Annotated in this window: 6 protein-coding genes; 5 read left to right on the forward strand and 1 reads right to left on the reverse strand. The window is 42.9% G+C overall.

Going from position 1 to position 8,260, the window contains the following annotated elements:
* Positions 1 to 325 precede the first annotated feature (325 nt).
* Positions 326 to 1,573 carry a [FeFe] hydrogenase H-cluster maturation GTPase HydF gene (hydF, locus tag PG418_RS18750; protein ID WP_008368499.1) on the reverse strand — a complete coding sequence of 416 codons (1,248 nt, stop codon included), beginning with the start codon at positions 1,571 to 1,573 and terminating at the stop codon, positions 326 to 328.
* 318 nt (positions 1,574 to 1,891) lie between these two features.
* Here hydF and PG418_RS18755 point away from each other — a divergent pair, with 318 nt between their 5' ends.
* The 5 genes from PG418_RS18755 to PG418_RS18775 all read left to right on the forward strand — a co-directional run bounded on the left by PG418_RS18755 (position 1,892) and on the right by PG418_RS18775 (position 8,117).
* On the forward strand, positions 1,892 to 2,524 hold the full coding sequence (locus PG418_RS18755; RefSeq protein ID WP_227120763.1) for a transporter substrate-binding domain-containing protein: 633 nt from the start codon (positions 1,892 to 1,894) through the stop codon (positions 2,522 to 2,524).
* A gap of 46 nt (positions 2,525 to 2,570) precedes the next feature.
* Positions 2,571 to 3,215, forward strand: a complete 645-nt coding sequence (locus tag PG418_RS18760; protein ID WP_008368496.1) for an amino acid ABC transporter permease — start codon at positions 2,571 to 2,573, stop codon at positions 3,213 to 3,215.
* A complete protein-coding gene (locus tag PG418_RS18765; protein ID WP_498837863.1) occupies positions 3,212 to 3,955 on the forward strand; it encodes an amino acid ABC transporter ATP-binding protein in 744 nt (247 codons plus the stop codon). The genes PG418_RS18760 and PG418_RS18765 overlap by 4 nt, the downstream gene beginning before the upstream one ends.
* A 349-nt stretch (positions 3,956 to 4,304) precedes the next feature.
* A complete protein-coding gene (locus tag PG418_RS18770) occupies positions 4,305 to 5,690 on the forward strand; it encodes a sodium-dependent transporter (protein WP_498837864.1) in 1,386 nt (461 codons plus the stop codon).
* A 237-nt stretch (positions 5,691 to 5,927) separates the two neighbouring features.
* On the forward strand, positions 5,928 to 8,117 hold the full coding sequence (locus tag PG418_RS18775; protein ID WP_498837865.1) for a PTS sugar transporter subunit IIABC: 2,190 nt from the start codon (positions 5,928 to 5,930) through the stop codon (positions 8,115 to 8,117).
* Positions 8,118 to 8,260: the final 143 nt, after the last annotated feature.

Below are 8,260 nucleotides of genomic sequence, written 5' to 3' on the forward strand. Positions count from 1 at the left end.
TTGGTCTTTCTTTTTTTTCGGGACTATTCTTTTTTCACAGCCCCAATGCGGAAGCTTTGAATAACATAAGGGTGAAGTGGGGACGAGGTGACGGTTTCACGCCATTCGTAAGAGCCGTGCAGTCTGTTAATTTAATCGAGACGGAAATTGTGACCAGATTTCGTACTACAAGTACGGAATCTGAGGACTGCCTGAGCCGGAAAATCATCAGATTTTCCAGCGAATCAGTCCGGTGTCGCAACTTCCGTCCCGATTAAATTTTACAGAATGCAGGCGATGAAGACCGGCGTGAAACCGTCACCTCGTCCTTGCTTCGCCCGTAACCTTATTCCAAACTTCCTCTAACCGGTATGAGACTCCGCTCCAATACTCCTTTCAGGTGAGCAATAGCGGTTCCGTAGTTCGTGATCGGTACGCCCTGATCTTCGGCGCATTTGAGGCGATACTGCATTTCGCGTTCGTTCAGGGTGCAGCCACCACAGTGAATAATGAGTTTATAAGGTGAGAGATCTACCGGGAATTCAGTCCCGCTTGTGAATTCAAAGTGCAGGTCTTTATTTCCGGTATGCTGGCGGATCCAGCGAGGAAGCTTCACTGTTCCAATGTCATCACATTGCCTGTGGTGGGTGCAGCCTTCACAGACGAGGATTTTGTCACCATCTTCCAACTTGTCCAGCATCTGTGCGCCTTCGACCTGAAGCTTCAGATTCCCTTTGTATCTGGAAAGCAGGATGGAAAAAGAGGTCAGTGGAATATCTTCCGGTGTATCGGCAGACACTTTGGCAAATGCCTGGCTGTCGGTGATGACAAGGCGTGGCTTTTTGCCAAGAGACGAAAGTGTTTCCTTCAATTCTGTGTCACGGGTTACAATAGAGATTGCACCAGCCTCCAGTACATCGCGGATGGTCTGCTGCTGCGGGAGGATTAGACGTCCTTTTGGGGCGGCAGAGTCGATCGGGACGACCAGAACGACAAAATCATTTGGATTTAAAAGATCGCGGACGAGATATTTATCCTGATCTTCTTCCGGAGCCTGGCTTGCGATCAGTTCTTTTAATTCATGAACATGGTATCCGGTTACTGTGCTGACTTCGATACTGTTGGAAGCATCTATATGAAAAGAAGCATCCGACATAGAATCCAGATTTGGACAGACTGCGCCATTTTCAGCAGAAGAGCAGAGGTCAGATTTATTTTTTACCACAACGTAAGGGATCTTCTTATCCTGTATTTTCTTTAAGATGGATAAATCTTCTGGTGTCATGCCAAGAGAGGCATCGATTACCAGAACAGCGATATCTGTTTTGTTTAAAATCTGGTAGGCTTTTTTAACACGCAGTTCACCGAGTTCTCCGATGTCGTCAAGCCCCGGGGTGTCAATGATCACGACAGGTCCGAGGGGAAGAAGTTCCATTGCCTTTGGAACCGGATCGGTAGTTGTTCCGAGAACATCAGATACAATGGCAAGATTCTGTCCGGTGATAGCGTTGATGATGCTGGATTTTCCGGCATTTCTGCGACCGAAGATACCGATATGTACACGATCTGCAGAAGGGGTGCTGTTAAGACTCATAGTTTTTGTAATCTCCTTTTTTGTATTCTTTTTGCGCAGGAATTCCTTTGCAGTCAGTTTGAATCTGGAAATAGTGTAACACATATACTATAGAAAATCAATTTTGTGAAAATTTACTTAAAAGAAACATATAAAACTGGCAATTTTGGATAAAAGTTTCATTGACTAAAGTGTGAAAGTACGGTAAAATAATCACAAGTTCATAAAGAACAGAACAGACAAGGATGTCGCATCAGATGCGGCATCCTTTTTGTATTTCAGAAAAGAAAGTAATCAGAAGTGCAAAGTAATTTCTCAAACAATCCCGGGAACGAGAGAGTGTCTGCGGACGGAAAGACGCTGATCGGATATGATGTTGATCTGTTAAATGATCTGCAGGAGCTTCTGGGATTCGAAATCGATGGTGGCCTCCAGGCAATGGATTATTCGGCACTTACTACTTCACTTGCTGAAAATAAACTGGACATCGGAGCAGCAGCACTTTGTGCAACAGATGAAAGAAAAGAAGTTATGGACTTCAGTGATATCTATTGTGATTCCGGTCAGGTCGTTATGGTAAATAAAAATGACGATAAAGGAATTAAGAGTGTTGATGATCTGAAGGATAAAAAAATAGCCGTTGAAAAGGGAACCGCATCTCATACTTATGCAAGCAAGAACCTTACAAGTGCAACGCTCGAAGTACATGACACGATCACAACTGCATATGAATCTTTGGAGCAGGGAAAAGTAGATGCTGTTATTCAGGATGGACCTGGAGCATATTTCTATATTAAGACAACACCGGACAGCAATCTGGAGGTAGTCGGGGATGAGTTTAATCAGGGCCAGGCACCGTATTGCGTAGCAATTTCTAAAGAATGCAAATATTATGATGAAATCAATGCAGCTGTAAAAGTACTGATCGATAATGGCACAACAGATGAACTCTATGCGAAATGGTGTGAATAATCAAAGAACAGACAGCAACTAAAAAGAAGATAGGATGAGATAGTATATGGATATGACTTTTTTGAATGTTTTACTTCCAATGATGTTTGAGGGATTAAAACTTACGATTTTAATTGCTGTTGTCGGTATCACAATTGGCTTCCTGATCGGAAGCCTCTGTGGATACCTGCTTCAGTCGAAATATAAAATAGGGAAAGCAATTGCAGAAGTTTACATCTGGATCATTCGTGCGACACCACTTATGGTGCAGGCTTTATACGGATATTTTGTAATTCCGAAGCTTTTGGGTGTCGATATTGGAAGCACTGCAGTGGGAATTGGCGTTATCGCACTGAATTCCGGTGCATTTATTTCAGAAATTGTAAAAGGTGCGTTGATGAGCATTGATCCGGGACAGAAAGAAGCAGGTGCATCACTTGGACTTACAAGTGCACAGACGATGATTCATCTGGTTATCCCACCGGCATTTAAAGCGGCACTTCCGGCATTATTTAACCAGTTTATCATTTCTGTTAAGGATACCGCACTTTTATCTGCGATTGCGGTTAATGAGATCACGCATCAGGCACAGGCGTATGCAGCGTTGAGCTTTAAAGCAATTCCTACATACACAGCACTGGCAGCGTTTTATCTGGTGATACTTTCGGTACTGATAATTGTCCAGAAACAGATAGAAAGGAAAATGAGGTGATTGGTATGATTAAAGTAAATCATTTGTCGAAGAAATTTGGGAACCTGGAGGTATTAAAGGATATCAATCTTGATATCAATGAAGGTGAAGTGGTCTGTATCATCGGACCTTCCGGATCGGGAAAGAGTACTTTCTTAAGATGCATCAATCAGCTTGAAAGACCGACAGGCGGAACCGTACAGTATGAGGGAAAGAATCTTCTCGATAAGAATTGTGACATCCGCAAATTCCGTGAGGAAGTCGGAATGGTTTTCCAGAAATTCAATCTGTTTCCGCTTAAGACCGTTGTTCAGAATGTTATGATGGCACCAATCCTTACCAAACACATGAATAAGGAAGAAGCGCATGCAAAAGCACTGGAACTTCTGGATAAGGTAGGATTAAAGGATAAAGCGGATGTATATCCGAGTACACTTTCAGGTGGACAGCAGCAGAGAGTTGCTATTGCAAGAGCACTGGCAATGGAACCGAAAGCGTTGTTGTTTGATGAGCCGATATCGGCGCTGGACCCGGAACTGGTAGGAGATGTACTTGATGTTATGAAATCTCTTGCGAAAGAAGGAATGACGATGATCGTTGTAACACATGAAATGGGCTTTGCACGTGATGTGGCAGACCGGGTCATCTTTATGGCAGACGGATATGTTGTTGAAGAAGGCAGACCGGATGCAATTTTTACAGCACCAAGAGAGAGAAGGACGCAGTTATTCTTATCCCGTGTTCTTCCGGCAACTGCATAAATAAGACGTTTTGTAAAAATTATTGATATACTACTCATAAAGGGGCAGGTGAGAGCCTGCCCCAGTGTAAAAAAGATCAAGAAAATGAGTAAAATACTTCCATTGACTTTCCTATATCCGATTGTTAAAATAAGAAGAAAGCTAAAGAAGGGACCTTCGCCATACGGCGGAGGTGTTTTTGGCTTATAGAAAAATATAATTTCTATATTATGATGTAAATGTCAAAAGTATCAATTGCGTTTGTGCTCGCACAAATAAGCAATTGATACTTATTGACACTCACATCATATTATTAAAAAGCTGGAGATGGTGTGTACGGAGGCACCACTGTAAAAGGAGTGTAGAAAAGATGGAAAAGAAGAGGAGTAATTTTACCGGCTCGATCGGATTCGTGCTGGCGGCTGCGGGAAGTGCAGTCGGGCTGGGGAACATCTGGAGATTCCCGTATCTGGCAGCAAAAGGTGGAGGCGGAGTGTTTATTCTGTGCTATGTGGTACTGGCACTTACCTTTGGGTTTACGTTGCTGACAACAGAGATCGCGATTGGACGTAAGACAGGACAGAGTCCGCTTACTGCATATGAACAGATGCATAAAGGATGGGGAGAAATCGGTGTGCTTGCATGTGCAGTACCGGTTATCATTCTTCCATATTATTGCTCGATTGGTGGATGGGTACTCAAATATTTGTCGGCATTTCTCACAGGTCATGGGGCGCAGGCAGCAGAAGACGGATATTTTACAGGCTATATTACACAGGTCGGACAGCCGATCATATGGATGCTGATCTATGTGTTTATTACGGCAATGGTTGTTTATAAAGGAGTAAATAAAGGAATTGAAAAATACAGTAAGATTCTGATGCCGATCCTGTTTGTACTGATTGCGGGAATTTCTGTATTTTCCCTTACCCTGAAACATACAAATGCAGATGGAGTGACAAGAACCGGTATGCAGGGACTGGCGATTTACCTGATCCCGAATTTTAGAGGGATGACGGTTAAAAGTTTCCTTTCGGTTGTGATGGATGCATTGGGACAGCTTTTCTTCTCGATCAGCGTGGCGATGGGAATTATGGTTACTTACGGATCCTATGCGAAGAAAGAGACCAATCTGATGAAGTCGATCAACCAGATTGAGTTTTTTGATACGCTTGTAGCGCTTCTGGCAGGACTTATGATCATTCCGGCTGTTTATACTTTTATGGGAACCGAAGGAATGTCTGCAGGACCGGGACTGATGTTTGTATCTCTGCCAAAAGTATTTAAAGCAATGGGGGCAGCAGGAGTGTTGGTAGGAATTGTATTCTTTCTGATGGTATCTTTTGCAGCGGTTACTTCTTCTGTATCTGTTATGGAGGCAATCGTATCAAGCATGATGGATAAATTCCATGTATCCAGAAAAAAAGGAACGATCCTGACTACTTTATATGGAATGATCGTTGGTGTGATCGTATGTCTTGGATACAACAAGCTTTATTTCGAACTGAAACTTCCGAACGGCACGGTAGCGCAGATTCTGGACGTGATGGATTATATCAGCAATAACTGTCTGATGCCGATGGTGGCACTGCTTACCTGTATTCTGATCGGATGGGTTGTAAAACCAAAAGTGATCATCGATGAAGTGACACTTGGCGGATACAGGTTTGGCAGAGAAAAGCTTTATGTTGCAATGATCAAGGTAATTGCACCGTTGATGCTTCTGATTCTTTTAGTGCAGTCCGTAGGATTATAAAAAGAAGATTTCAGAAAAGGCTTGACATTTAGTGGAAAATAAATTATTGTAAGTTACAGATTTTGGTGTGTAACTGTACGGCAGGCATTAACCATACATAGATATTATTTTGATATTTGTGTGGGGTTAGTGCCTTTTTTGCGTCAAAAATTCGGATAAAAGGCTTCCACGAAAGGAAATAATATCATAGGCATAAGCCAGGTAATTAAAATTTCTTGAGGAAAAGGAGTACATGCAATGAAAGACAAAATTTTTGGCGTATTGCAGCGAGTTGGAAGATCCTTCATGCTTCCAATCGCAATTCTTCCGGTAGCGGGTCTGCTGCTGGGATTCGGTAGCTCGTTTACCAATGCTACCACAATCCAGACTTATGGTCTGGAGAAAATTTTAGGAGACGGAACCATCCTGAATTCGTTACTCATTATCATGAACAAAGTAGGAAGTGCTGTATTTGACAACCTGCCACTGATTTTCGCGGTTGGAGTTGCAATCGGTATGGCAAAGAAAGAAAAAGAAGTAGCGGCACTTTCTGCATTGATCGCATTCTTTGTTATGAATGTTGCAATCAATGCAATGCTTGTGATCACAGGAGAGATTACCGCAGATGGAACGATCGCTTCGAATGTACTGGAAGGAACCATCACTTCTGTTTGCGGAATCCAGTCCTTACAGATGGGTGTGTTTGGTGGTATTATTGTAGGACTTGGTGTTGCTGCTCTGCATAACCGTTTTCACAAAATCGTTCTTCCAAATGCGTTATCATTCTTCGGAGGGTCCAGATTTGTTCCGATCATTTCTACACTGGTGTACATGTTTGTTGGGATTGGAATGTATTTTGCCTGGCCGGTTGTACAGAATGGAATTTATGCACTTGGCGGACTGGTAACCGGAAGCGGATATCTGGGAACCCTGATTTTTGGTATTATTAAGAGAGCTTTGATTCCGTTCGGACTTCATCACGTATTTTACATGCCATTCTGGCAGACAGCAGTCGGTGGAACAATGGAAATTGCGGGACAGATGGTACAGGGAGGACAGAACATCTTCTTTGCACAGCTTGCTGATTCTGCAAATATCGCACATTTCAGCGCAGATGCGACCAGATATTTCTCAGGTGAATTTATCTTTATGATCTTCGGACTTCCGGGAGCGGCACTTGCGATGTACCGCTGTGCAAAACCGGAAAAGAAAAAACAGGCAGGAGGACTTCTCCTTTCTGCAACACTTGCCTGCATGATGACGGGTATTACAGAGCCGCTGGAATTCTCATTTCTTTTTGTTGCACCGGCACTTTTTGCTGTACAGGTAGTGCTTGCAGGTTCTGCTTACATGATCGCGCATATCCTGAATATAGCAGTAGGACTTACCTTCTCTGGTGGTTTTCTGGATCTGTTCCTTTTCGGTATCCTGCAGGGAAATGCAAAGACAAGCTGGCTTCGGATCATTCCGGTTGGAATTATTTATTTCTTCCTGTATTACTTTATCTTCAGTTTCCTGATCAAAAAGTTTAACTTCAAGACACCGGGACGTGAAGATGATGATACAGAGACAAAATTATATACAAAGGCAGATGTAAATGCCAGAAAAGAAGCAGGAAAAGAAACAGCAGGGAATACAGGGACCGCAGATCCGGTAAGTGAGGCAATCACACAGGGGCTTGGCGGAAAGAAAAATATCAGTGATGTGGATTGTTGTGCAACAAGACTTCGTATCACAGTTCATGACGCAGCCCGCGTAAATGATGAGATCATCAAGACAACAGGTTCCAGAGGAATCGTGAAAAAGGGACAGGGTGTCCAGATCATTTATGGTCCACAGGTAACTGTGATTAAGTCTAAACTGGAAGATTATCTGGAAACAGCTCCGGATGAATATTATGAGAGCGCTGCTGTGTCAGAAGAGAATTCAGCTGAAGAAAATACAGATACTGTAAATGAAAATAATGAAACCCAGGAAAAAGTGGTAAATACAATTGTTGTATCTAGTCCGATCACCGGTATGGCAGGCGATATTACAACCTGTCCGGATGAAGGATTTGCAGGAAAAATGATGGGTGACGGAGCTGTTGTTACACCGGAAGATGCTGTGATCTGTGCACCGGAAGATGGAGAAGTGCTTTTCGTATTTGAAACAAAGCATGCACTTGGGTTCCAGACAGAAAGCGGACTTGGCATGCTGCTTCACATCGGTATTGATACCGTATCTCTGAACGGTGAAGGATTTGAAGTATTTGTAGAAAATGGTCAGAAAGTGAAGAAGGGGGATCCGCTTATGAAGATCGATATTCCATTCCTGACTTCGCATGCACCGTCTCTTTGTTCACCGGTACTTTGTACAGAACTGGAAGAGAATCAGAGAGTACGTCTCCTTGCGACGGGAGAAGTTAAAGCTGGCGATCCACTATTTGCCGTAGATACAGTAGAATAGAACAGCGAAAGCTGTTTTAATAATGGCGTCGCTTTGGCAAGCAAAACGCTGTAAAAAAAGTAAACTAAAAATGAAAGAAAAAGACGAGGAGAATTTATCATGAAAGAATTTAAGTATGTAGTAACAGATGCACAGGGAATCCA

The organism is Bariatricus sp. TF06-38A (assembly GCF_027690675.1).
Taxonomy (GTDB): Bacteria; Bacillota; Clostridia; order Lachnospirales; family Lachnospiraceae; genus Allocoprococcus; species Allocoprococcus comes.